Annotated in this window: 21 protein-coding genes; 12 read left to right on the top strand and 9 right to left on the bottom strand. The window is 70.9% G+C overall.

Features of this window, described 5'->3' with window-relative positions; translation table 11 throughout:
- Positions 1-152: 152 nt before the first annotated feature.
- The 6 genes from AB0J33_RS24535 (at position 153) to mshC (ending at position 5,721) form a co-directional block, all read left to right on the top strand.
- Entirely contained in the window at positions 153-1,205 is a 1,053-nt protein-coding gene (locus AB0J33_RS24535) for an LLM class F420-dependent oxidoreductase (RefSeq protein WP_363616345.1), read from the top strand.
- Positions 1,202-2,038: an undecaprenyl-diphosphate phosphatase gene (locus AB0J33_RS24540; protein ID WP_363616346.1), complete on the top strand. Its 837-nt coding sequence runs from the start codon at positions 1,202-1,204 to the stop codon at positions 2,036-2,038. The genes AB0J33_RS24535 and AB0J33_RS24540 overlap by 4 nt, the downstream gene beginning before the upstream one ends.
- Before the next feature lie 109 nt (positions 2,039-2,147).
- Entirely contained in the window at positions 2,148-2,861 is a 714-nt protein-coding gene (locus AB0J33_RS24545) for an MSMEG_4193 family putative phosphomutase (RefSeq protein ID WP_363616347.1), read from the top strand.
- Positions 2,862-3,018: 157 nt separating this feature from the next.
- On the top strand, positions 3,019-3,600 hold the full coding sequence (locus AB0J33_RS24550) for a DUF3090 domain-containing protein (protein ID WP_030332806.1): 582 nt from the start codon (positions 3,019-3,021) through the stop codon (positions 3,598-3,600).
- A complete protein-coding gene (locus tag AB0J33_RS24555; protein ID WP_363616348.1) occupies positions 3,597-4,415 on the top strand; it encodes an SCO1664 family protein in 819 nt (272 codons plus the stop codon). Before AB0J33_RS24550 ends, AB0J33_RS24555 begins: the two co-directional genes overlap by 4 nt.
- A gap of 67 nt (positions 4,416-4,482) precedes the next feature.
- Positions 4,483-5,721 carry a cysteine--1-D-myo-inosityl 2-amino-2-deoxy-alpha-D-glucopyranoside ligase gene (gene mshC / locus AB0J33_RS24560; RefSeq protein WP_363616349.1) on the top strand — a complete coding sequence of 413 codons (1,239 nt, stop codon included), beginning with the start codon at positions 4,483-4,485 and terminating at the stop codon, positions 5,719-5,721.
- Between the two features lie 413 nt (positions 5,722-6,134).
- On the opposite strand, the gene AB0J33_RS24565 is transcribed toward mshC, so the two are convergent.
- Positions 6,135-6,926, bottom strand: a complete 792-nt coding sequence (locus tag AB0J33_RS24565) for a GntR family transcriptional regulator (protein ID WP_363616350.1) — start codon at positions 6,924-6,926, stop codon at positions 6,135-6,137.
- A 123-nt stretch (positions 6,927-7,049) separates the two neighbouring features.
- Positions 7,050-7,919 (bottom strand): PAC2 family protein, encoded by an 870-nt coding sequence (locus AB0J33_RS24570; protein WP_282259701.1) that lies wholly within the window; start codon positions 7,917-7,919, stop codon positions 7,050-7,052.
- 261 nt (positions 7,920-8,180) lie between these two features.
- Between AB0J33_RS24570 and metH the strand changes: the two genes are divergently transcribed.
- Complete coding sequence (gene metH / locus AB0J33_RS24575) at positions 8,181-11,696, top strand: methionine synthase (RefSeq protein WP_363616351.1); 3,516 nt, start codon at positions 8,181-8,183, stop codon at positions 11,694-11,696.
- A gap of 57 nt (positions 11,697-11,753) precedes the next feature.
- Here metH and AB0J33_RS24580 read toward each other — a convergent pair whose 3' ends face one another.
- A complete protein-coding gene (locus AB0J33_RS24580) occupies positions 11,754-12,098 on the bottom strand; it encodes a hypothetical protein (RefSeq protein WP_363616352.1) in 345 nt (114 codons plus the stop codon).
- On the opposite strand from AB0J33_RS24580, the gene AB0J33_RS24585 reads away from it, so the two are divergent.
- On the top strand, positions 12,060-12,656 hold the full coding sequence (locus AB0J33_RS24585) for an MBL fold metallo-hydrolase (RefSeq protein ID WP_363616353.1): 597 nt from the start codon (positions 12,060-12,062) through the stop codon (positions 12,654-12,656). The genes AB0J33_RS24580 and AB0J33_RS24585 overlap by 39 nt on opposite strands.
- 131 nt (positions 12,657-12,787) lie before the next feature.
- Positions 12,788-13,228, top strand: a complete 441-nt coding sequence (locus tag AB0J33_RS24590; RefSeq protein WP_363616354.1) for a VOC family protein — start codon at positions 12,788-12,790, stop codon at positions 13,226-13,228.
- 26 nt (positions 13,229-13,254) lie between these two features.
- Here AB0J33_RS24590 and AB0J33_RS24595 read toward each other — a convergent pair whose 3' ends face one another.
- A complete protein-coding gene (locus AB0J33_RS24595) occupies positions 13,255-13,974 on the bottom strand; it encodes an SDR family oxidoreductase (protein ID WP_363616355.1) in 720 nt (239 codons plus the stop codon).
- A gap of 166 nt (positions 13,975-14,140) precedes the next feature.
- On the opposite strand from AB0J33_RS24595, the gene AB0J33_RS24600 reads away from it, so the two are divergent.
- On the top strand, positions 14,141-15,025 hold the full coding sequence (locus tag AB0J33_RS24600; RefSeq protein WP_363616356.1) for a LysR substrate-binding domain-containing protein: 885 nt from the start codon (positions 14,141-14,143) through the stop codon (positions 15,023-15,025).
- Between the two features lie 17 nt (positions 15,026-15,042).
- On the opposite strand, the gene AB0J33_RS24605 is transcribed toward AB0J33_RS24600, so the two are convergent.
- Both AB0J33_RS24605 and AB0J33_RS24610 read right to left on the bottom strand, forming a co-directional pair.
- Complete coding sequence (locus tag AB0J33_RS24605) at positions 15,043-15,963, bottom strand: NAD(P)-dependent oxidoreductase (RefSeq protein ID WP_363616357.1); 921 nt, start codon at positions 15,961-15,963, stop codon at positions 15,043-15,045.
- Between the two features lie 106 nt (positions 15,964-16,069).
- The gene (locus AB0J33_RS24610) at positions 16,070-16,585 is read right to left on the bottom strand and encodes a hypothetical protein (RefSeq protein ID WP_363616358.1); all 516 of its coding nucleotides are present in this window, start codon (positions 16,583-16,585) and stop codon (positions 16,070-16,072) included.
- Positions 16,586-16,746: 161 nt separating this feature from the next.
- On the opposite strand from AB0J33_RS24610, the gene AB0J33_RS24615 reads away from it, so the two are divergent.
- Complete coding sequence (locus AB0J33_RS24615) at positions 16,747-17,331, top strand: hypothetical protein (protein WP_363616359.1); 585 nt, start codon at positions 16,747-16,749, stop codon at positions 17,329-17,331.
- Between the two features lie 29 nt (positions 17,332-17,360).
- On the top strand, positions 17,361-18,305 hold the full coding sequence (locus AB0J33_RS24620; RefSeq protein ID WP_363616360.1) for an acyltransferase domain-containing protein: 945 nt from the start codon (positions 17,361-17,363) through the stop codon (positions 18,303-18,305).
- A gap of 110 nt (positions 18,306-18,415) precedes the next feature.
- Here the strand turns inward: AB0J33_RS24620 and AB0J33_RS24625 are convergent, their stop codons facing one another.
- From AB0J33_RS24625 to AB0J33_RS24635, 3 genes are all read right to left on the bottom strand, one after another.
- Positions 18,416-21,247 (bottom strand): PQQ-dependent sugar dehydrogenase, encoded by a 2,832-nt coding sequence (locus tag AB0J33_RS24625; RefSeq protein ID WP_363616361.1) that lies wholly within the window; start codon positions 21,245-21,247, stop codon positions 18,416-18,418.
- 88 nt (positions 21,248-21,335) lie between these two features.
- Positions 21,336-22,505: a ThuA domain-containing protein gene (locus AB0J33_RS24630; RefSeq protein ID WP_363616389.1), complete on the bottom strand. Its 1,170-nt coding sequence runs from the start codon at positions 22,503-22,505 to the stop codon at positions 21,336-21,338.
- 327 nt (positions 22,506-22,832) lie between these two features.
- Entirely contained in the window at positions 22,833-23,546 is a 714-nt protein-coding gene (locus tag AB0J33_RS24635; protein WP_363616362.1) for an alpha/beta hydrolase, read from the bottom strand.
- Positions 23,547-23,614 lie beyond the last annotated feature (68 nt).

Genomic DNA, 23,614 nt, shown 5'->3' on the forward strand with positions numbered 1-23,614 from the left:
ATCCTCGCTCCCGTATCTCTGCCGGTTCTGCCGGTTCCGCCGCCCCGGGCTGCCCCGACGGAGGGGGGATCATTGGTAGAGAGCCGGTGATCGAGTCCGTTATCGGCATTGCGTAACCTGGTGCGACCTGTGCCACGGATGGGGGAGGACCAGTGCGACTCGGGCTCAGTCTCGGATACCAGACGGCGTGGAGCACACCCGCCGACCACCTGGCGCTGGCCCAGGAGGCGGACCGGCTGGGCTACTCGGTGGTGTGGGCGGCGGAGGCGTACGGCTCCGACTCGCCCAGCATGCTCGCCTGGATGGCCGGGCAGACCGAACGGATCGACGTGGGCGCCGCGGTGATGCAGATCCCCGCCCGTACGCCGGCGGCGACCGCCATGACCGCCGTCACCATCGACGCGCTCTCCGGTGGCCGGTTCCGGCTCGGCCTGGGTGTCTCCGGCCCGCAGGTGTCGGAGGGCTGGCACGGCGTGCGCTTCGCCAAACCCCTCGCCCGCACCCGCGAGTTCGTCGACATCGTGAAGCTGGCCATCGCCCGCAAGGAGGTGGCGTACGACGGCGAGCACTACACGTTGCCGCTGCCGGACGGCCCGGGCAAGACCCTGCGGCTGGGCTTCCACCCACCCCGTGAGCACATACCGATCTACCTGGCCGCGGTCGGCCCGAAGAACCTGGAGCTGGCCGGCGAGATCGCCGACGGCTGGCTGGCGGTGTTCTACGCCCCGGAGTTCGCCGAGGAGCAGCTCGCCTCGGTGCGCGCCGGGCGGGCCAGGGCCGGCAAGGATCTGGCCGGGTTCGACGTGGTGCCGTCGGTGCCCGTGGTGATCGGCGACGACGTGGCCTCCTGCGCCGAGCTCGTCCGCTGGTACGCCGCCCTGTACGTGGGCGGCATGGGCAGCCGTCAGCAGAACTTCTACAACCAGCTCGCCACCCGGATGGGCTACGGCGACGCCGCCCGCGAGGTGCAGGACCTGTACCTGGCCAAGCGGCAGCGCGACGCCGCCGCCGCCGTACCCATGGAGTTCATCGACCGCACCTCGCTGCTCGGCCCGAAGGAGCGCGTCGCCGAGCGGATGCGGGAGTACGCCGCCGCCGGCGTCACCACCCTGTCGGTGACCCTGTTCGTGGCCGACCGGGACAGCGGCGTGCAGACCCTGCGTACCGTCGCCGAGGCCCTCGAGCTTTCCGGAGTTGGCGAGTGACCTGGGTCGAGGCCATCGTCCTGGGCATCGTCCAGGGGCTGACCGAGTTCCTTCCGGTCAGCTCGTCGGGGCATCTGCGGATCACCTCGGCGATCTTCTTCGACCGTGACGCCGGCGCGTCGTTCACCGCGGTCACCCAGCTCGGCACCGAAGCGGCCGTGTTGATCTACTTCGCCAAGGACATCTGGCGGATCACCCGCACCTGGCTGGTCGGGTTGCGCGACAAGTCGGTGCGCTCCAGCCTCGACTACCGGATGGGCTGGTACGTGATCGTCGGCTCGATCCCGATCGGGCTGTTCGGGTTCCTGTTCAAGGACCAGATCAAGACCGCCGGGCGCAACCTGTGGGTGGTGGCGACCACCCTCATCGTGTTCGCGTTCGTGCTGGCGTTCGCGGAGTACTGGGGGCGGCAGACCCGCACCCTGCAGAACTTCCGGATGAAGGACGGCATCGTGATGGGCTTCGCCCAGGCGATGGCGCTGGTCCCGGGGGTGTCCCGCTCCGGCGGCACGCTCACCGCCGGCCTGCTGCTCAACCTGACCCGGGAGGCGGCGGCACGGTACTCGTTCCTGCTGGCCATCCCGGCGGTGGTGATGTCCGGCGTGTTCAGCCTCGGGGACGTCTTCGAGCCGTCCGCACCGGGCACGTCCACACCCTCGGTGGCCCAGATGATCGTGGCCACGGTCATCGCCTTCGGCATCGGGTACGCGGCCATCGCCTGGCTGCTGCGCTATGTCGCCCACCACACCCTGTACGTCTTCGTGCTGTACCGGGTCGCGTTGGGCACCCTGGTCCTGGCCCTGCTGCTGACCGGCGCGATCAGCGCCACCTGACCGACCCGTCGGCGGCCCCCGGCTCCGCTCGCGGGCGGAGCCGGGGGCCGCGGCCGTCATCCCCGCCACATTCACCCGCGACGGCCCGGGGTGGGGCGCAGGTCATAGGGTGATCCCCGTGGCGACCCTCCTGCTTCTGCGACATGGCCGCACCACGGCGAACGCCGACGGCGGTCTGGCCGGTCGGCAACCGGTCGAGTTGGACGACACCGGGCGCGCCCAGGCCACCGCGGTCGGCGAGCGGTTGCGGGCGGTGCCGCTGGCCGCCGTGGTGACCAGCCCGCTGATCCGGTGCCGGCAGACGCTGGAGTTGGCGCTCCCGCAGGCCACCCCGGTGGTCGACGAGGGGTTGATCGAGTGCGACTACGGCAGCTGGGAGGGGCAGCCGCTGAAGAAGCTCGCCAAGGAGCCGCTCTGGCCGGTGGTCCAGCAGCACCCCAGCGCGGCGGTCTTCCCGGGCGGGGAGGCGATGGCGGCGATGGCGGCGCGGGCCGTGGCGGCGGTGCGGTCCTGGGACGCCCGGGTGAGCGCCGAGCACGGGCCCGAGGCGGTCTGGCTGGCGTGTAGCCACGGCGACGTGATCAAGGCCATCGTGGCGGACGCGCTCGGCGTACACCTGGATGCCTTTCAGCGGATCGTGGCCGACCCGGCGTCGGTGACGGCGATCCGGTTCACGCCGCTGCGACCCTTCGTGGTGCGACTCAACGACACCGGTGGCGACCTGGCGGCACTGGTGCCGCCGCCAGCCAAGCGGCGTCGGCGCGCGAACCGCGTGGCCGACTCGGACGCCGCCGTCGGCGGCGGGGCCGGTGCGTCGCGGTGAGGCACGTCACGACACCGCCGCCGAACGGGGCGTCAGCGGACGTCAGGCGAGCCGCCACGCCCGGTTATCGGCCCTGGTACGCCGGGCGCGCCGCCGCTGCGGCGATTCGCGTCGGTGGGGTGCGCGATGCCGTGGCGGGCCGGATAGGGTCGTGGGTATGACCCACCAGGTGCACGCCTTCGAACCGCCGGAGCGGTTCGTCGCCGGGACTGTCGGGCCGCCGGGGGAGCGCACGTTCTTCCTGCAGGCCCGCGGCGGCGGCAGGCTGGTCAGCGTCGCGCTGGAGAAGGTCCAGGTGTCCCTGCTCGCCGAGAAGCTGGAGGAGCTGCTCACCGAGGCCCAGCGTCGCTTCGGGGTGGACCTGCCCGAGCTGGCGCCGGTGATCGGCGACAACGAGCCGCTGGACACTCCGGTCGACGAGGAGTTCCGGGTCGGGACCCTCGGGCTGGCCTTCGACGTGGACACCGCGACCGTGGTGATCGAGGCGATCGCGGCGGGCGAGGTGGAGCCCGAGGTCGAGCTGGGCGACGAGGACGACGACGAGGACGACGAGGACGACGACGAGCCGGACGAGGACCTGGACCGGCTCCGGGTCCGGCTCACCCCGCAGGCGACCCGCCAGTTCATCGAGCGGGCCCGGCGAGTGGTCAACGCGGGCCGGCCACCGTGCCCGCTCTGCGGCCAACCGTTGGACCCCGCCGGGCACCTCTGCCCGCGGCACAACGGTTATCACCGGTGACCTCGTCCGGCCTCCAGCCTCGCCAGGACGGCGACGCCGCGCTGCGGCTGCTGCGTGACGGCGTCCTCGACCTGGAGGGTCGGCTGGTCGACGCGTCGAACACGACGCTGCGCGGCATCCTGACCCTGGGCGAGCTGACCGCCCGCTGCGTCTACAAGCCGGTCCGTGGCGAACGCCCACTCTGGGACTTCCCCGACGGCACCCTGGCCGGTCGGGAGGTCTCGGCGTACCTGGTGTCCCGGGCCACCGGGTGGGACCTGGTGCCGCCCACCGTGCTGCGCGACGGGCCGTTCGGCCCCGGCTCCTGCCAGCTGTGGATCGACGAGCCGGAGGACGCCGAACCGCTCGTCGGTTTCCTTCCCGCCGGGGAGATACCGCCGCGCTGGTTCCCGATCGCGGCGGCCCGCGACGACGACGGCGCCGCCTACGCCCTCGCCCACGCCGACGACCCACGGCTGGCCCGACTGGCGGTGCTCGACGCGGTGCTCAACAACGCCGACCGCAAGGGTGGGCACGTGCTCGTCGGTGCCGACGACCGGATCTACGGCGTGGACCACGGGGTGAGCTTCCACGTCGAGGACAAGCTGCGCACGGTCCTCTGGGGCTGGGCCGGCAAGCAGTTGCCCCCGGACGCCGTGGAGATGCTCGACGCACTGGCCGGTCAGGTCGCCGGGGCGCTCGGCGCGGAGCTGGCCGACCACCTGACGATCAGCGAGGTGGCCGAGGTGGCCGCCCGAATCGACCGGCTGCGCGTCACCGGTCGCTTCCCGCAGCCCCCGGAGGACTGGCCGGCGATGCCCTGGCCGCCCATGTGAGCCGTTGTCATTTTGATCACCCGTGGGGTGCTCGGGCGTGGTCGTCGGGCTGGCTAGGCTGATGCCCATGGAGTCTTGGGCGGGACACGAGGTGCCACGGCTGCCGGGCAGGGGCGAGCCACTGGCGTTGTACGACTCGGCGCGGCAGGGTGTCCACCCGAGTGAGCCGGCGGACGCGGGAAGCATGTACGTCTGCGGCATCACCCCGTACGACGCCACCCACCTCGGCCACGCCGCCACCATGATCACGTTCGACCTGGTGCAGCGGATGTGGCGCGACGCCGGCCGCCCGGTGCGCTACGTGCAGAACGTCACCGACATCGACGACCCGCTGCTGGAGCGGGCCGCCCGCGACGGCGAGGACTGGGTGGTCCTGGCGATGCGGGAGACGGCGCTGTTCCGGGAGGACATGGAGGCGCTGCGGATCATCCCGCCGGCGCACTACGTGGGCGCGGTCGAGTCGATCCCGGACATCGCCGACCGGGTCGAGGCGTTGCTCAAGGACGGCGCCGCGTACCGGCTCGACGACGGCACCGGCGACGTCTACTTCGACATCTCCGCCACGCCCCGCTTCGGCTACGAGTCGAACCTGACCCGTGAGCAGATGCTGGAAATCTTCCCGGAGCGCGGCGGTGACCCCGATCGGGCCGGCAAGCGCGACCCGCTGGACCCGCTACTGTGGCGTGGCGCCCGCGAGGGTGAGCCGTCCTGGCCGGGCGGCGAGCTGGGCCCGGGCCGCCCCGGTTGGCACATCGAGTGCGCGGTGATCGCGCTGAACCTGCTCGGCGACCGGATCGACGTGCAGGGCGGCGGCAACGACCTGCTGTTCCCGCACCACGAGGCCTCCGCCGCGCACGCCGAGCGGCTCACCGGCCAGGCGCCGTTCGCCGAGCACTACGTCCACGCCGGGATGATCGGCTTGAACGGCGAGAAGATGTCCAAGTCCCGCGGCAACCTGGTCTTCGTGTCCCGGCTGCGCGCCGACAAGGTCGACCCGATGGCGATCCGGCTGGCGCTGATCTCCGGGCACTACCGCAGCGACCGCACCTGGACCGACGACCTGCTCACCGCCGCACACGAGCGCCTGGACCGCTGGCGCCGCGCCGCCGCCGCGCCGTCCGGGCCGTCCGGGGCCGAGTTGCTGGCCGAGGTACGCGCCCGCCTCGCCGACGACCTGGACACCCCCGGCGCCCTGGCGGCGGCCGACCGCTGGGCCGACGGGGCCCTGTCCGGCAGCACGGACGACCCCGAAGCGCCCGCCCTCTTCGCGAACACGGTGGACGCCCTCCTCGGCATTCGCCTCTAACCCGGTGCCCGGGGTGCGCGCGGTGCCCGGGGTGCCCGGTGCGCGCGGTGCCCGGGGCGCCCGGGGTGCCCACCGTGCCGCGTGGCTGCACCGTGCCGCGTGGCTGCACCGTGCCGCGTGGCTGCACCGTGCCGCGTGGCTGCACCGTGCCGCGCGGCTGCACCGTGCCGCGCCGCCCCCGCGCAGGCGTCGCACCGCCCCTGGGCGTTGATCGACTCGGCTTTCAGGAAGTCGCGGTGTCCCACCCGGCGCGACCCACCGCTTTCCTGAAAGCCGAGTCGATCACCCGAAAAAACCCCGTGGTCGATCGTCGATCGTGGGGTTGACGGGCGGTTTGATCTCTGCCGAACCCGTCAACCCCCAATCACCGATAGAGGAGTCGCGGGGTTGGGGTGGGCTGGGCGGGGCTGGGGTTAGCCCAGGATCAGGCCGGGGTCGGGTTCTGGGTCGGGGGTTGGGGCGGGGATCTTGTATTCCTCGGTCAGGGTGGTCATGGGGCCCGGCCAGGTCGCCTGGGACACCTCGATCGGCTTGCGGTGCGCGTCGTACGCCACGTGCAGCAGGTGCAGCACCGGCGTGTCGGGCCGGATCTGGAGGGTCTCGGCCTCCTCCCGGCTGGGCTGTCGGGCGCTGATCGTGTCGGTGGCCGAGACGTAGCGCCGTCCGGTGGCCTCCTCGGCTTCCTGGTACAGCGGCCGGCCGAACGCCTCCGCGCGTTCCAGTGAGGTGCCGGCGGTGTCGCGAGGCAGGAACCAGGAGGCACCGACCTCGACGGGCGAGTCTTCGGTGCGGACGAGGTGCCGGCGGCACAGCAGGTCGGTGCCGTCGGACACCCCGAACGCGTCGGCCACCTCGGCGGGGGCGGGGGCGTGCCCGACGGAGACGAGCTGCTGCCGGTATCGGGCGGCCAGGTCGGTGTGGTAGCCACGGAAGCCGCCGTACCGCCCTCGGGAGAGACGGTTGAGGCGGCGGCGGGTGCCCCGGACGTACGTACCGGAGCCGGGTTTGGTGATCAGGATGCCCTCGACCCGCAGCTGGTCGACGGCGCGTTGCACGGTCTGCTTGGCGACGCCGAACATCTCGGCGATGGCCGGGATGGACGGCAGTCGCTCACCCGGCCCCCAGTCGCCGCGGCGGACCTGGGCCTTGAGCTGCGCGGCGATCTGTCGGTGGGGGAACTCGGCGGCCCCGGGGTTGATCTGCACACCCGCCTCCTTGATCACATCTAGGTTCCTAGGATGCCCTAGCGGGTGTGCCGGCGCCACCCCGGACACGCCAAAAACGGGCCCCCGGACCACAAAAGGTCCGAGGGCCCGCAGCGAACAGTGCTACCAGGAACCGGCGGTGGGGCCGGCCGAACCGCCCCGACGCCGCAGGTACTTCTCGAACTCCTGGGCGATCTCGTCGCCGGTCAACGGGGTAATGCCCTCGTCGCCGACCCGTTCCTCCAGCTCACGGACGTACTCGCCCAGCTCGGCGTCCTGCTCGGCGGCGCTGCGCACCCGCTGTTCCCACTCGGCGGACTCCTCGGCGAGGTCGGCCATCGGCACCGGCAGGTCGACGACCTCCTCGACCCGGTGCAGCAGGGCGAGGGTGGCCTTCGGGCAGGGCGGGTTGTTGGCGTAGTGCGGCACGTGCACCCAGAACGAGACGGCGTCCACCTCGGCGCGGGTGCAGGCGTCGTGCAGCACGCCGACGATGCCGGTCGGCCCGTCGTAGCGGGTGGGGGTGAGCTGGTAGCGCTCGGCGGCCTGCGCGTCGGAGGCGCTGCCGCTGATCGGCAGCGGCCGGGTGTACGGCACGTCGGCCAGCAACGCGCCGAGCAGCACCACCCGTTCCACCTCCAGGCTGTGGCAGATCTCCAGCACCTGTTCGCAGAACGTCCGCCAACGCATGCTGGGCTCGATGCCGCGGATCAGCACCACGTCGCGGTCGGTGCCCTCGGGGCTGGCCACCATGAACCGGGTCGTCGGCCACTCCACCCGTCGGGTCTCCCCGTCGGCCATCGTGATGGTGGGCCGGCTGACCTGGAAGTCGTAGAAGTCTTCCGGGTCCAGCTCGGTGATCTGCCGGGCGTTCCAGACCTGCTCCAGGTGCTCGACCGCGGCGGTGGACGCGTCGGCGGCGTCATTCCAGCCCTCGAACGCGGCGATCGCCACCGGGGACCGCAGCACCGGCAGTCCGTCGAACTCGGTCACGCCGTCACCTCACCCTGCTCGTCGCGGCTGACGCCGGGACCGCGCCCGGTCGTCATACCGTGGGGCACGGCGGCGTCCCTGTTGTCCTTCACGTCCGTCAGCCTACGTGCCGGGCGAGGGCGCGGCCTGTCGGCCGCGCCGGTCGGCCGGTCCGGCAGCCGGTCATACCCGAACGAACCAGACAGGGTGATCCCGGTGACACAATAGGGGATCGCTCGAGGGCGGTCGTGGAGTAAGGCCGAATCGCATTAACCTGAACGGGTGCGGACTTCATTGATGGATGTGCTGGCAGACCGGATCCTCATCGCCGACGGTGCGATGGGCACGATGCTGCAGGCTGCGGACCTCACGCTCGACGACTTCGACGGGCTGGAGGGGTGCAACGAGATCCTCAATGTCACCCGTCCGGACGTGGTGCGCGGGGTGCACGACGCCTACCTGGCCGTCGGCGCCGACTGCGTGGAGACCAACACCTTCGGCGCCAACCTCGCCAACCTCGCCGAGTACGACATCCCGCACCGCATCCGCGAGCTGTCCGAGGCGGGTGCCCGGATCGCCCGGGAGGCCGCCGACGCGGCCAGCACCCCGCAGCGGCCCCGGTTCGTGCTCGGCTCGATCGGGCCGGGCACCAAGCTGCCCACCCTGGGCCACGCCCCCTACTCGACCCTGCGCGACGCCTATCAGGAGAACGCCGCGGGTCTGATCGTCGGCGGCGCGGACGCGCTGATCATCGAGACCTGCCAGGACCTGCTCCAGGTCAAGGCGGCCGTGGTCGGGTCGAAGCGGGCGATGGCCGAGCTGGGCCAGTCGGTGCCGATCATCTGTCACGTCGCCGTGGAGACCACCGGCACCATGCTGGTCGGCAGCGAGATCGGCGCGGCCCTGGCGGCGATCGAACCGCTCGGCGTGGACCTGATCGGGCTCAACTGCTCGACCGGTCCCGCCGAGATGAGCGAGCACCTGCGTTACCTGTCGCAGCACTCCCGCATTCCGCTGTCGGTGATGCCGAACGCCGGCCTGCCGGTGTTGACCGCCGACGGGGCGTACTTCCCGCTGACTCCCGTGGAGCTGGCCGAGGCCCTGGAGCGGTTCATCACCGAGTACGGCGTGGGGCTGATCGGCGGCTGTTGCGGCACCACCCCGGAGCACGTCCGGGTGCTTGCGGAACGGCTGCACGGCACCGTCGCCCCGGCCCGTGAGCCCCGACACGAGGCGGGTGTCTCGTCGGTGTACCACCCGGTGCCGTTCGCCCAGGACGCGTCGGTGCTGATGGTGGGGGAGCGGACCAACGCCAACGGCTCGAAGGCGTTCCGGGAGGCGATGCTCGCCGGCGACTGGCGGGCCTGTACGGAGATCGCCCGCAGCCAGGCGCGCGACGGTTCGCACCTGCTCGACCTGTGCGTGGACTACGTCGGCCGGGACGGCACGCAGGACATGCGGGAGTTGGCCGGCCGGTTCGCCACCGCCTCGACGCTGCCGATCATGTTGGACTCCACCGAGCCGAACGTGGTGGAGGCCGGGTTGGAGATGCTCGGCGGCCGTTGTGTGGTCAACTCGGTCAACTTCGAGGACGGCGACGGCCCCGACTCCCGGTACGCGCGGGTGATGCCGATCGTCCGTGAGCACGGCGCCGCGGTGGTGGCGCTGCTCATCGACGAGGAGGGGCAGGCCCGTACCCAGGAGTGGAAGGTCCGGGTCGCGGCGCGGTTGATCGACGACCTGACCGACCGGTGGGGCATGGACCGCTCGGACATCCTGATCGACGCGTTGACCTTCCCGATCGCCACCGGGCAGGAGGAGACCCGCCGCGACGGCATCGAGACGATCGAGGCGATCCGGGAGATCGCGCGCCGCTACCCGGGGGTCAACTTCACCCTGGGCATCTCGAACATCTCGTTCGGGCTCAACCCGGCGGCCCGGCAGGTGCTCAACTCGGTGTTCCTGCACGAGTGCGTGCAGGCCGGCCTGACCTCGGCGATCGTGCACGCCAGCAAGATCCTGCCGATGTCGAAGATCCCGGAGGAGCAGCGCGAGGTCGCCCTGGACCTGGTGTACGACCGGCGCCGCGAGGGGTACGACCCGGTGCAGCGTTTCCTGGAGCTGTTCGAGGGCGTGGACGTGACCAGTGCGCGGGCCAGTCGGGCCCAGGAGTTGGCGGCGTTGCCGCTGGACGAGCGGCTCAAGCGACGGATCATCGACGGTGAGCGCAACGGCCTGGAGGCCGACCTGGACGAGGCGATGGCCGGTGGTCGGTCCCCGCTCTCGATCATCAATGACATTCTGCTGGACGGGATGAAGGTGGTCGGTGAGCTGTTCGGCTCCGGCCAGATGCAGCTGCCGTTCGTGCTCCAGTCCGCCGAGGTGATGAAGACCGCGGTGGCCTACCTGGAGCCGCACATGGAGACCACCGAGGACGGCGGCAAGGGTCGCATCGTGCTCGCCACCGTGCGCGGCGACGTGCACGACATCGGCAAGAACCTGGTCGACATCATCCTGTCCAACAACGGCTACGAGGTGGTGAACATCGGCATCAAGCAGCCGATCAACGCCATCCTGGACGCCGCCGAGGAACACCGTGCCGACGCGATCGGCATGTCCGGGCTGCTGGTCAAGAGCACGGTGATCATGAAGGAAAACCTGGTCGAGATGGCCACCCGCGGGGTCGCCGAACGCTGGCCCGTCCTGCTGGGCGGGGCGGCGCTGACCCGCGCGTACGTCGAGGACGACCTGCGGTCGATGTTCCCCGGCCAGGTGCACTACGCGCGGGACGCGTTCGAGGGCCTGTCCCTGATGGACAAGGTGATGACCGCCAAGCGGGGTGGCGCCCCGGTGGTCGACCCGGAGCGGGAGGCGGCTCTGGAGGCCCGGCGGGCTCGCCGGGAACGGCAGCGTTCGATGGTCACCACCTCGCTGCCGGAGCTGCACGACTCGTCGGTCCGCTCGGACGTGGCCGCGGACGTGGCGGTGCCCACCCCGCCGTTCTTCGGCACCCGGGTGGTCAAGGGCGTGCCGATGGCCGACTACGCGGCGCTGCTCGACGAGCGGGCCACCTTCTCCGGGCAGTGGGGGCTGCGCGGCGCCCGAGGCGGTAACGGACCCTCCTACGAGGAGCTGGTCGAGACCGAGGGCCGGCCGCGCCTGCGGTACTGGCTGGATCGGCTGATCGCCGACCAGGTGCTCGAGGCAGCCGTGGTGTACGGCTACTTCCCCGCGTACTCCGAGGGCAACGACCTGGTGGTGCTCGACGAGAACGGGCACGCGGAGCGCGCCCGGTTCTCCTTTCCCCGGCAGCGGCAGGAGCGGCGGCTCTGCCTGGCGGACTTTTTCAAGCCCAAGGGCGACCAGCTCGATGTGGTCGCGTTGCAACTGGTCACCGTGGGTCAGCCGGTCAGCGAGTACGCGGCGAAGCTGTTCGCCCGCAACGAGTACCGCGACTACCTGGAGGTGCACGGGCTCTCCGTGCAGCTCACCGAGGCCCTCGCCGAATACTGGCACCAGCGGATCCGCGCCGAGATGACCCTGCCCGACGGTCGCCCGTTGGGGCACGACGACCCGACGGACCTGGCCGGCATCCTGCACAACGACTACCGGGGCTGCCGGTACGCGTTCGGTTACCCGGCCTGCCCCGACCTGGAGGACCGGGCGAAGATCATGGATCTGCTCGGTGCGGACCGGATCGGGGTCGAGCTGTCCGAGGAGTTCCAGCTCATGCCGGAGCAGGCCACCGACGCGATCGTGGTGCACCACCCGGAAGCCAACTACTTCAACGCCAAGTAGGCAAGACGGCCCTACGCGTCGCCAGCAGCAGTTCGCAACGAGACGCCCCGCCAGCCTTCACTGGGCTGGCGGGGCGTCTTCGTCGTTCGGTCGGCGAGTCCAGGCCACGAATCTGTCGTACAGGTCGGCGGTGTCGGCGGTCGGCAACTCTTCCAAGGCCATATCGAGCAGGCCGCTGACGTAAATGGACAGGTTGACCCGGTTGGCGCCGAACTCCTCCGCCAGGTGTACCCGCGCTGGGTCGCACGGCCAAGGCTGCTCGCACGCCTGGCAGTGCCACTGCGGCCGGCGGGGCATGTGCTCACCACCCAGTCGGCTGTCCAGTGCCGCCACCGCAACGTGAATGTCGACCCGGATGGTGCGGTGGACGCCGTCGTCATCACCCATGAGCACCCGGATCACTGCATCGACCTGCACGCTCTGTTCAGAATGCGGTTCTATGGTCAGCCCGGAGGGCCGCGGCTGCCGTTGTACTGCCCGCCCGGCGTGCTCGACCGGCTCAGCGGCCTGGAGCCCGATGTCGACCTGCACGCGGTATTCGACACGCGCCCTCTACCCGGCAGCTACCGGGTCGGGCCGTTCGATCTCACCGGGTTTTCCCTCCCGCACTTCGTACCGAACGCTGGCATCCGGCTTCAGGCCGACGGGACTGCCCTGGCCTACTCCGGGGACACGGGGCCGACTCCCGTGTTGGCCGAGCTGGGTCGTGACGCCGACCTGTTCATCGTCGAGGCGACGGATTACGACGGCGAGAGCGGCCGTCCCACCCGAAACCTGCTGACCTCCACCGAAGCCGGTCTGTGGGCTCACCGGGCGGGTGCCCGCCGCCTGCTGCTCACCCACTTCTGGCCGGGCAACGACCGGGTGGCGGCGGTGGCCGCCGCGCAGGTGGAGTTCGGCGGCGCGGTGCTGGCGGCTGAGGAAGGGCTGACTCTGAGGCTCGGGCCGCCGGACAGCTGACTGCCTGTCACTACAGCCAGCGGGCCGCCACGCGACCAGGCAGTCCGCTTTGGGTGTCGAGAACAGCCAGACGGCTCCGTCTTCAGGGAGGATGCGGTCACCGTGACCGCAGCAGAGCAGGGAGATCCCGCGTGGCGATCCAGCGGATGGACAACGTCCTCATCGTTGTCGAGGACCTTGACGCGGTCATCGCGTTCTTCGTCGAACTCGGCATGGAGTTGGAGGGCAGGGGGCCGGTCGAGGGGCGGTGGGTGGAGCGCGTCATCGGGATCGACGACGTACGCCAGGAGGTCGCGATGCTGCGGACCCCGGACGGCCACGGCAAGGTCGAGCTGGCGATGTTCCACCGACCGGCCGCGATCAGCGCGGAACCGAGGGACGCTCCGGCGAACACGCTTGGCATTCGGCGCATCATGTTCGCCGTCGACGACATCGACGACGTGATCGCCCGGCTGCGCGGCCACGGGGCCGAACTCGTCGGCGAGGTGGAGCGGTACGAGGACATCTTTCGGCTCTGCTACGTCCGTGGCCCGGAGGGCATCGTCGTCGGCCTGGCCGAGCAGCTCCGCTGACGGTCGCCGGCCGGCGCGGGGCGGGCTCAGGCGATCAGGGTGCCCCCGTCCACGGTCACCACCGTGCCGGTGGCGTAGGTCGCGCGCAGGAGGTAGACGAACGCCTCGGCGACCTCCTCGGGCTCGCCCACCCGACCGAGTGGAAGCGACTCGCTGAGCTGCGCGTACATCTGCTCTCGGGTTTCCTCGGGCAGGGAGTCCCAGAGCGGTGAGCGGATCACCCCGGCGGAGACGGCGTTGACCCGGATCGGGGCGAGTTCGACGGCGAGCGCGCGGACCAGCGCGTCGATTGCCCCGGTGATGCTGGCCGCCACCGACCAGCCGGCGCTGGGCCGGTGGTTGGCGGTGCCGGTGGTGAGGGTGATCGAGCCACCTGGGCGCAGGTACGACAGCGCCGCGTTGACCGCCGACAGGGAGCCGAAGTAGCGAAGGTCGAAGGCGGTCCGGGCGGCGGTGACGTCGAGGGCGTCGACGGACATCAGCGCGAGGGGTTCACCGGCGGTGTAGACGAGGTGGTCGAACGGGCCGATACCCCGGAACAGCCGGGACACCGCGTCGGGGTCGGTGAGGTCGGCGACGTACCCCTGGGTGGTGGTCGGCAGGGTCGTCAGGGCGCGGTCCACGCTGCGCTGGTTGCTGGAGGCGACCACGACCTGAGCGCCCTCGCGGGCGGCGCGGGCGGCGGTGGCGAGGCCGATCCCGGAGGTTCCGCCGAGTACGACGACACGCTGGTCGATGAGAGTCATGATCGTGTCCTTCGGATCGTGTGGTGGGACGGTTACCACCGTGCCCCGCGGGGAAGCCTGCGTCCAAGACCTCTTTCACCTGCTGTGATGCCCGTTGAGCATCACCCCAGTCATACCCGGCGGGTATCGTGGAACTGCCCGGCGCGGGCACCGGACGGGGGGCAGGGTGGACGTCGATCTGCGCAAGCTCCGTTACTTCGTGGCGGTCGCTGAGGAGTTGCACTTCGGTCGGGCCGCCGCGCGGTTGCACATCGCCCAGCCGGTCCTGTCGCGTCAGATCCGGGCCTTCGAGCACGAACTTCGCGCAGAGCTGTTCGTCCGGGACCGCCGCTCGACCGTGCTCACCGAGGCTGGCCGTCAGTTGCTGGCCGACGCCCGGCCGCTGCTCGCCTCGGCCGAGGCCCTGCGGCGGCGGGTGCAGCGGGCCGCGCACGGCAGGCCGACGTTCACCATCGCGTTCATGCCCGGCGTGCTCGTCACCGCCGAGGCCCGCGCGATCACCCGCCGGCACCCCGACCTGGCCGTCGACGTCGTCCGTACGTCCTGGGACGACCAGGCCGAGATCGTCCGCGAGGGGCGGGCGGATGTCGGTTACGTGCGGTTGCCGGTCGACCAGCGCGGTCTGCGGCTGCGCCCACTGTTCACCGAGCCGCGCGTCGTGGCCCTGGCCGGCGACCACCGCCTGGCCGGCAAGGAGTCCGTCGCCCTCGCCGAACTGGTCGAGGAACGGCTGCTGCAAGACCCCGACGCGGTGCCGGAATGGCGGGACCTGCCGAACCGCCGAACCGACCCCTATCCCCGCCCCCGGCCCGAGCTGAACTCCGTCGAGGAGAAGCTGGAGCACGTCGCGGCGGGGGCCGGGATGGTGATCCTGCCGCTGTCGACTGCAACGTTCTACACCAGGCCGGACGTCGTCCACCTGCCCGTCGACGACCTCGGGCCCAACCAGGTGTGCCTGGCCTGGGCGGAGGGCAACGGATCACCGCTGGTGCACGAATTCGTGGAGATCGCCGTGCGGCAGCGCCGATCGGACGACCCCGCCACGTCGTAGTGCCCACCGCCGCCGGGTCAGGCCGCCCCGTTGTCCGGGAAGGTCTCGCGGAGCGCCGCGTCCAGCGAGCGGCCGGTCGTCGGCTGGACGAACAGGTCCGTGAGCAGGAGGTCGGCGAGGTGGCTGGGGTTGATGCCCGACTCCTTGCGACCGAGGGCCTGTGCCGCGCCGCCGAGTCGCAGCGCGGCCCGCGCCGCGCCGGCCGGCAGGCGGCCGACCCGGCGGGGTCGGCCCACCGCCCCGGCGATCCGCGTGATCATGTCGTGCCAGCTGAGGTTCTCGTCGGCGACCGGGATGTCCGCGCCGCTGGCCTGCTCCAGGGCGTCGACCGCGATCTCGGCGACGCTGCGCGCGGAGGCCGCGGCGCTCCCGCCGGTCGGGGCGAGCAGGGGTGTACGCGAGCGCGCCCACCGGTCCAGCGGTCCGGCCCAGTTGGGCAGGCGGTCGCCGGCGCGGCCGAAGACGAAGGGCAGTTCGAGGACGGCGACCGGCAGACCCGGACCGGCCGCCGCCCGTCCCTCCCGGGCCTGTTCCAGGCGACACCGGATGTACGTGTGCCGCTCGGCCAGGCGCCACTGGGGGTGGAGCCGGTCGAAGTAGGTGTAGTAGGAGCCCATCACGACTGCCCGGGTGAGATTTTCGAGGCGGGCGGCGGTGAGCAGGCGTACGACCGGGTCGACGTTGTCGCGGCGGAACTCGGGATAGATCGGCTTGGGCAGCGGACGCTGCTCGTCGGTGCGGGTGGCGTACACGACACCCTCGTGACCGGCGAGCAACGGCCGCAGGTCGTCGATCGAGGCGGACCCGACGTCGAGCAGGTGGTCGACGCCCGGCTGGGCCGTACGCGCCACCGTGGTCGCGGTGTGACCACGCTCCCGCAGGACGTCCGCCACGTGAGCACCGATCAGGCCGCTGCCACCCACCACAAGAATTCGCACGCTGCATCGTCCACTCTGGAACCGGCTTCTTGTCAAGCGCTGCCCGCACGCCGACGGGTGCGGCCGGATCGGAATGGCACCGCGACGACGGCAGCGGGCCCGGTCGTCACGGCACGTTCAGGTCCTGCCGCATCGCCGTGGCGCACGAGCCCCAGCTTCTGTCGAAGTGCCGTCTGATGACGGTGCGGAGGTCGTCGTCCGGCGCGGCATCGCCGAAGGGCTGCCGCCACATCTCCCAGTCGGCCACCAGTTGATCGACGCGTTCCTGCTCCGATCGGCTGGTGTCCGGGTCGGTGAGCGCCTGGGCGGCCGTCTGCAGGATCTCCCACAGGGTGATGGCCTTCTCTCGGATCTCGGCGGAGGCGTAGAACATCAGGTTGGACATCTCCTGGTCCACCAGCTGTTCGAGAGTCGGCGCGTCATCGGGTGCCGGCGCGTGCAGGCGGGGATAGAACAGGGTGTTGCCCCACTCGTTGGCGACCTTGAGGAACGCCGCGTACCTCTCCGTCTTCAGCACGAACCAGCGGTTCGTGTCCTCCCGGGCCCACCGCTCGCGCTCCCGTTGCCGTTCGCGTTCCCAGCGCCGGTCGTCCCGCAACGACTGGACGACACTGCCTGCCACGATTCCCACCACGCCGACGCCGGCAACGGTCAGGGTCACCCAAACGGGGAGGTCCGATGAGGGCATAACGCAGATTAACAACCAGCGAGGTTGTCGTCCGTACCCCGACATTCGCCTAGGTTCGGGTGCGGGGACACCACCGCTGTGAAACGGGGTTGAGGATGCCGGATCCGCGCGCCTTCTGGTTGGACGAGCAGTTCGACCGCGAGCACGGCACCGACGGTCGCGGCCGGTACGAGGCCGAGGTCCTTCGTCGGGTCGACGAGTTCGCCGACACCTGGGGTGACTTCGCGCCGGTCGCGTTCGCGGTGACGTCCTGGCGTCTGGCCACCGGGTTGTCGCCCGGCTTCGTCCGCTGGCACCGGCGGATCATCTCGGCGACCTGCCTGCGCAGCCCGTGGGACGGCAGCATGGTCTGCGCGGTGACCGTGGCGTCCCGGTGGCCGGCGGAGCTGACCTGGTCCAAGCAGTGGCAGCGCGACCGTGGGTGGCAGGACTGGCCCCGGCTGTTCGGCCAGTTCACCACACCCACCGAGCAGGACCAGACGCGCCGGCCGTACCTGCGCGCGACGTTGCAGGTGGAGGCGCCGGTTCCGCTCGACGATCTGCCGCCGACGCCCGACGGGCCGGACGACGACGTCGCCTCCGCGGCGCGGCGGGCCGTGGTGGTGCTGGCCCGGGAACTCAACGACCTCCTCGCGCCGATGATCGGGCAACTCGACGCCGGAGTTCCCGCGGACTCCTGAACCGCCCACCGGCCGGTAGGGTCGTCGGCGTGGATCTGGACGACATCGCCGCCCGGCTCGGGGTGCCCGTCGAAGACGTTGACCGCGTGCACCGGCTCGCCGGGGACGGGCCGTCGGCGCCGCTGCCGGCCAAGGCCGACGCGCCCGCGATCCTCGACCGGCTCGCCGTGCGGCCGGACGACGCCGCCGAGATCATGGCGGGCTGGCCGGACCCCGAGTCTCCGCTGTGGACGCCCGAGCTGCGGTGGCTGCTCGACCGGTCGATCGCACTGGTCCGCGCCGACTTCGGGGGCTACGACTGGCTGCCACCCGGCCCGGAGCTACCGCGCGACCGGGGGCCGGCCTGGCGGCATCTCTACGTGTACGCGTACCTGGCCATGCTCGACGTCGTCCGGGCGTACCACCGCGACCACGCCATCCCCGACGCCGTGTCCTGGGTGACCCTCGCCGACCTGGGCCGTAATCTCGCGATCGACCGGCGGATGCGCGGCGAGGGCTGGCCGATCATGCAGAGCTGGCTGACGCTGCACGCGCGCGGCAGCGTCTACGAGCTGGGCCGGCTACAGCACCAGCGCGGCGACGGTGCGATCGGCCTGCACGTCCCGGATTCGGGGCCGTTGACCCCGGAGGCGGTCGACGCGTCGCTCGATGAGGCCCGCGCGTTCTTCCCACGGCACTTTCCCGACGAGCGGTACACCGCGTTCTCCTGCGCCTCCTGGCTGCTCGACCCGCAGCTGCGGGAGTATCTCCCCGAGGATTCCAACATCGTGCGGTTCCAGCGGAGGTTCGAGCTGGAGCCCTACCAGGCGTCGGAAGGGCCGGACGCGGATATCGAGGTGCTGCGGTTCGGGTTCCGCACCCTGACCACGCCGCTCGACGAGCTGCCACGCCGCACCGTGCTCCAACGCGCGATCATCGAGCACCTGAGGGCCGGAGGCCACTGGCACTGGCGGCACGGCCGCTTCCCGATCTGACCGACGAGCGTCCACACCGTCCCGGTGACCGATCGCCGGACCCGCGCAGCGCCCCCACCGGACGCGGAAGGGCCCGGCCCGGTCGACGACCAGGCCGGGCCCCTCCACGGTCAGTTGGTGGTCAGGGTGAACCGCTCCCAGGACCCGACCGACGTACGGTTGGCGATCAACGCTCCCGCGCCGGCGTTCTCGGCCGCCACGATCTGGTTGTTGGCCAGAGCCCGCAGCCCGACCGTGCCGTCCGAGTTGGTGATGATGGTGAAGGTCTCCCACGGGCCGACCGTCGTGCGGTTCGCGATCAACGGCTCCGCGCCCCCGTTCTCGGCGCAGACGTACAACCCGTTGGCGCGTGACCGCAGGGCGATGTTGCCGTTGCCGGCGTCGACCCGGTCGAACTGCTCGGTGGTGCCCACGCTGGCCTTGTTGGCGATCAGCGCGTTGCTGCCGACAGCGGACACGTACTGGTTGTTCACCTGCGCCCGCAGGGTGGTCACCGGCGTGCCGCTGCTGGTGCCGGTGGTGAAGGTGAACGCGTCGACGTCGAACAGGTTGCCGGAGCCGCCCTTGAACACCAGGTAGAGCGTGGTGGTCGAGGTGGGCGGGTTGCTGATGGCGGTGGAGACGTCGACGAAGGTCTCCCAGTCACCGGTCACCGGCACCGTGGCGGTGCCGAGCAGGGTGCCGGTGGCCGACCCGACGCGAACCTCGATGGTGCCGCCGGCCCCGGCCGAGGAGACCCGGGCGGTGAACCGGGTCGCGTTGAACAGGTTGTACGGCTGGTACGAGATCCAGTCGTTGTTCTCGATGAACCCGGCGGTGCGGCCACCCTCGGCGTTGGTGTGGTCGGTGGCCTGGACACCGGACGTCGCGCTGAAGTGCTCACCCTGACGGTGCTTCGGTTGCAGCGTCCTGATGCTGTGCGTGGTGAGCCCGCCGTTGTCGGTGTACGCGGCGTCGAAGACCCCGTAGATGTTGGCCGCCGAGTCGTGCTCCCCGTCGGTCGGGACGGTGATCGAGCCGCTGCACCCCGTCTTCGAGGTGATCTGGTGGGCGTGACTGTCGTGGCCCAGCGCGTAGGTGAAGCTCACCTTGGAACAGTCGATCGTGCCGTCCTGCGGGTCGCTCACCGAGATGGTGTACGGCACCGTGTCACCGAAGTTGAACAGCTGCCCGTCCAAGGGCGTGGTGAGCGTCACCGTCGGCGCGGTGTTGCCGACCGTGACGACCAGGCTCGCCGTGCCGGACAGGCCGGTCGGGTCGGTGACCTTCAGGGTAGGGGAGTACGTGCCGTTGGTGGTGTACGTCTTCGTGGGGTTTGCGGCCGTCGACGTGGTGCCGTCGCCGAAGGTCCACAGGTAGCTCAGTGCGCCACCCTCCGGGTCGGAGCTGCCGGCCGACGAGAAGTTGACCGTCAGCGGGTTGGCCCCCGAGGTCGGGTTCGCCGACGCCACCGCGATGGGGCTGCGGTTGCCGCCGCCGATGTACTCGATCCGGAACAGCGCCTGGTTGTTCGAGCCGGTGCCGTAATCCAGCACGTACAGCGCGCCGTCCGGGCCGAAGGCCATGTCCATGACCTGGGTGCCGCTCCACGGGAAGTTGGAGATCTCCCCGCGCGAGCCGTCGGAGTTGACCGCGATCGCCTTGATCCAGCGGCGGCCGTACTCGCCGGCGAAGAACTGGCCGTTGAGCGAGGCCGGGAACTTGATGCTGGAGTTGAGCGAGGCGTTGTAGCGGTAGACCGGGCCGCCCATCGGTGATTCCGAGCCGCTGCCGAACTCCGACGGTGACCCGGAGTCGCCGGCGTACTTGATCCAGGCTGGCTTCGCCGCGGGCAGCGTGGTGAGCCCGGTGTTGCGGAACGAGTTGTTGGTCGGCCCGCCCGTGCAGTTGTACTTCGACTGCGACGGCCCGGACGGGAAGGTGTATTCATTGTATGTTTCGGTGCTCGTGTTGGTGCCGGTGCAGTACGGCCAGCCGTAGTTGCCGGGCGCCGCGATGCGGTTGAACTCGACCTGACCGGAGGGGCCACGGTTGGCGTCGGTGCCCCCGGCGTCGGGGCCGTAGTCACCGAGGTAGACGACGCCGGTCGCCTTGTCCACACTCATCCGGAACGGGTTGCGCATACCCATGGCGTAGATTTCCGGGCGGGTGCCGGCCGTGCCGGGCGCGAACAGGTTGCCCGACGGGATCGTGTACGTGCCGTCCGACTGCGGCTTGATCCGCAGCAGCTTGCCCCGCAGGTCGTTGGTGTTGCCCGCCGAGCGCTGGGCGTCGAACTGCGGGTTGCGGTTGGTGCGTTCGTCCAGCGGCGCGTAGCCGGAGGACTCGAACGGGTTGGTGTCGTCGCCGGTGGTCAGGTACAGGTTGCCCGCGGCGTCGAAGTCCAGGTCACCGCCGACGTGGCAGCACTGCCCACGGTCGTTGGCGACCTGGAGCACGATCTTCTCGCTGCTCAGGTTGAGCGTGTCGTCGCTGTTGAGGGTGAACCGGGACAGCCGCAGGTGTCCCTTCCACCGGTCCCAGTCGGACTGTGAGCCGGTGGTCGGGGCGTCCCCGGACGGGGTGCTCAGCGTGGGGGAGTAGTACAGGTAGATCCACCGGTTGGTGGCGAAGTTGGGGTCGACGGCGACGCCCTGCAACCCCTCCTCGTCGTGGGTGTAGACCGACAGGGTGCCGGAGACCTTGGTGTTGCCGGCCACGTCGGTCACCCGCAGCACGCCGTTGCGGGCGGTGTGCAGCACCGAACGGTTGGGCAGGACGGCCAGGGACATCGCCTCACCCAGCTCCGCCGAGCCGGTGGCAAGTTTGACCTGTTGATAGTCGGAGGCGGGAATCACCGCCGCCTGGGCGGTGGACGGTGCAGCCACAGCGAGGGCCGCGCTCGCGACGGTCAGGACCGCCGCGAAGAGCGCCCGGGGCCAGCGCCGGGGGTACGAGAGCATGATCGTCCTTTCTCGACGACCGGGGGACGGGCGCGCGGGGGCGCACCACGACCAGGTGGGGGTGGTGAGAACGAGCGGGGGGACCAGGTCAGTTGGTGGTGACCAGGTCGAACTTCTCCCACTGGCCGATGGAGGTCCGGTTGGCGATCAGCGGGGAGGCGCCGCCGTTGTCGGCCGCGACGTAGCGGCTGTTCACCGTGGCCCGCAGGCTCACCGTGCCGTCGGAGTTGCGGACGAGCTGGAACGTCTCCCAGGCGCCCGCGGTGGCCCGGTTGGCGATCAGGGCGGCGGCACCGGCGTTCTCGGCCGCGACGTACTGACCGTTGCTCTTGGCACGCAGCGCCACGTTGCCGTTGGCGAGGTTGACCAGGTCGAACCGCTCACTGGTGCCGACGGAGGTCTTGTTGGCGATCAGCGCGGTGGTCGAGTTGGGCGCGCTCACGTACTGGTTGTTGGCGCGGGCCCGCAGCGTGGAGCCGGTGGCGGTGGGCGGCGGGGTGGTCGTGCGCGGCGAGCAGTCGGCCGTCACGGAGCCCGCGGCGACCTGGAGGCCGCCGAGCAGCATCCGGGTGAAGTTCGGGTCGGTGTACGACGCCTCGGTGTGCCCGAGGCCGGTGTACCAGGCCCGTCCGCCGCCGTACGCCTTGCACCAGGTGATCGGGTGGTCGCCGCTCATGTTGCCGCCGCTGTAGGACGACTCGTCGAGGTTGGCGAGGATCCGCGCGCTGGACCGGGGGTTGGTGCGGTAGTTGTACCACTCGTCGGAGCGGACCCAGGTGGTGCCGAGGTGCGCGGTCGACGGGTTGGTCTGGTCCTCGATCCGCACGGTGGCGGTCTGGATCGCCGGGTGCGAGTCGAACCAGGCCCCGACCAGCGAGCCGTACCACGGCCAGCTGTACTCGGTGTCGGCGGCGGCGTGCACGCCGACGTAGCCGCCACCGGCGGCGATGTACGACTCGAACGCGGTCTGCTGGCTGGAGTTGAGCACGTCGCCGGTGGTCGAGAGGAACACCACCGCCTGGTACTGGGCCAGGTTGGAGGTGGTGAACTGGGCGGCGTCCTCGGTCGCGGTCACGGTGAAACCGTTGGCGGAGCCGAGCTGCTGGATCGCGGCGATGCCGTTGGGGATGGACGAGTGCCGGAAGCCGGCGGTCTTGCTGAAGACCAGCACCTTGGTCAGCGGCGCCGCCGAGGCGGGGGTCGGCAGGGCGACCAGGCTGGTCAGTAACACGGCCAGACCGGTGATGGCGGCCAACATACGGGAACGGGAACGCATGCTCGTTGCTCCTTAGCTGAGCGTGGGCCTCAGGGCGTGCACGCGGGCAGGCCATGGGCCAGGGGTGGCGGTGGTGCGGGAGCCGGGCCGCCGATGCTCGGCTGAGGTGCTGCGGGGTGGTGGGGTGGGGTGGGGTGGGGTGGGGTGGGATGATGGGGTGGTGCGTGGACCAGCCGACAAGCTCGACCAACCACTGTGGACGGCCAAAATTCATCGACTGGTATCGCTGACGCAGTAAACCTCCGATGTCTACGCCCCGTCAAGCCCACCGCCGCGGCGGTGGGACGGCGCGTAGTGAGCCTCGACCCGCTAGGCGGGACCGGGCGTGCCCCTGGTCGCCATGAGAATGAGGTCGGCGATCGTCTCCGGGTGGGTGACCATGGCGAGATGCGACGATTCCACCTCGATGGTGGTCGCGTTCATCCGCTCGGCCAGGAACCGTTCCAGCTCCGGCGCGGTCGTGCGGTCCTGCGTGGAGATCGAGTAGTAGCAGGGTCGGTCCCGCCAGGCGGCCGTCGTCGTACGGCCCTTGAAGAGGTCGCCTGCGATCGGCCCCTGCACCGCGTAGAGGGCGCGGGCGCGGGCCTCGTCGACGCCACCGGCGAAGTCGTTCAGGAAGGCGCTCTCGCTCAGCTGCGCGTACCCGTCGTGGTGCACGAGACCGGCGTTCGCCGGCGGCGTGGGGTACTTCGCCGCCAGTGCGGTGAAGTCCTCACCGGCGTCCGGCGCGCGGGCCGCGACGTACACCAGTGCGGTGACCGACGGATGGTTGCCGGCCTCGCTGATGACCGTGCCGGCCCAGGAGTGGCCCACCAGCACCGTCGGCCCGTCCTGGCGGTCGAGGGCGCGGTTGGTGGCGGCGACGTCGTCGGCCAGGGAGGTCAGCGGGTTCTGCACGGCGGTGACGGTCAACCCGGCCCGCTGGAGCAGCGGGATGACGTCGGCCCAGGAGGAACCGTCCGCGTACGCGCCATGGACCAGCACGACACTGCGGGCGGGGTTCGCCGCGGACGTGTCACCCATCTGGAACCTCCGCACGGGCCGGCGCCGTGCCGTCGCCTGCGCGCCGACGACAGCTCTCGCCTGCCACT

Source organism: Micromonospora sp. NPDC049645 (assembly GCF_040675155.1).
In the GTDB taxonomy this organism is placed as follows: domain Bacteria; phylum Actinomycetota; class Actinomycetes; order Mycobacteriales; family Micromonosporaceae; genus Micromonospora.

Excerpts from the sequence above, each read along its gene's own strand:
- AB0J33_RS24595 (WP_363616355.1), bottom strand. The coding sequence starts at position 13,974 with ATGACTCTCATCGACCAGCGTGTCGTCGTACTCGGCGGAACCTCCGGG.
- AB0J33_RS24550 (WP_030332806.1), top strand. The coding sequence starts at position 3,019 with ATGACCCACCAGGTGCACGCCTTCGAACCGCCGGAGCGGTTCGTCGCC.
- AB0J33_RS24615 (WP_363616359.1), top strand. The coding sequence starts at position 16,747 with ATGCCGGATCCGCGCGCCTTCTGGTTGGACGAGCAGTTCGACCGCGAG.
- AB0J33_RS24625 (WP_363616361.1), bottom strand. The coding sequence starts at position 21,247 with ATGCTCTCGTACCCCCGGCGCTGGCCCCGGGCGCTCTTCGCGGCGGTC.
- AB0J33_RS24635 (WP_363616362.1), bottom strand. The coding sequence starts at position 23,546 with ATGGGTGACACGTCCGCGGCGAACCCCGCCCGCAGTGTCGTGCTGGTC.
- mshC (WP_363616349.1), top strand. The coding sequence starts at position 4,483 with ATGGAGTCTTGGGCGGGACACGAGGTGCCACGGCTGCCGGGCAGGGGC.
- AB0J33_RS24630 (WP_363616389.1), bottom strand. The coding sequence starts at position 22,505 with ATGTTGGCCGCCATCACCGGTCTGGCCGTGTTACTGACCAGCCTGGTC.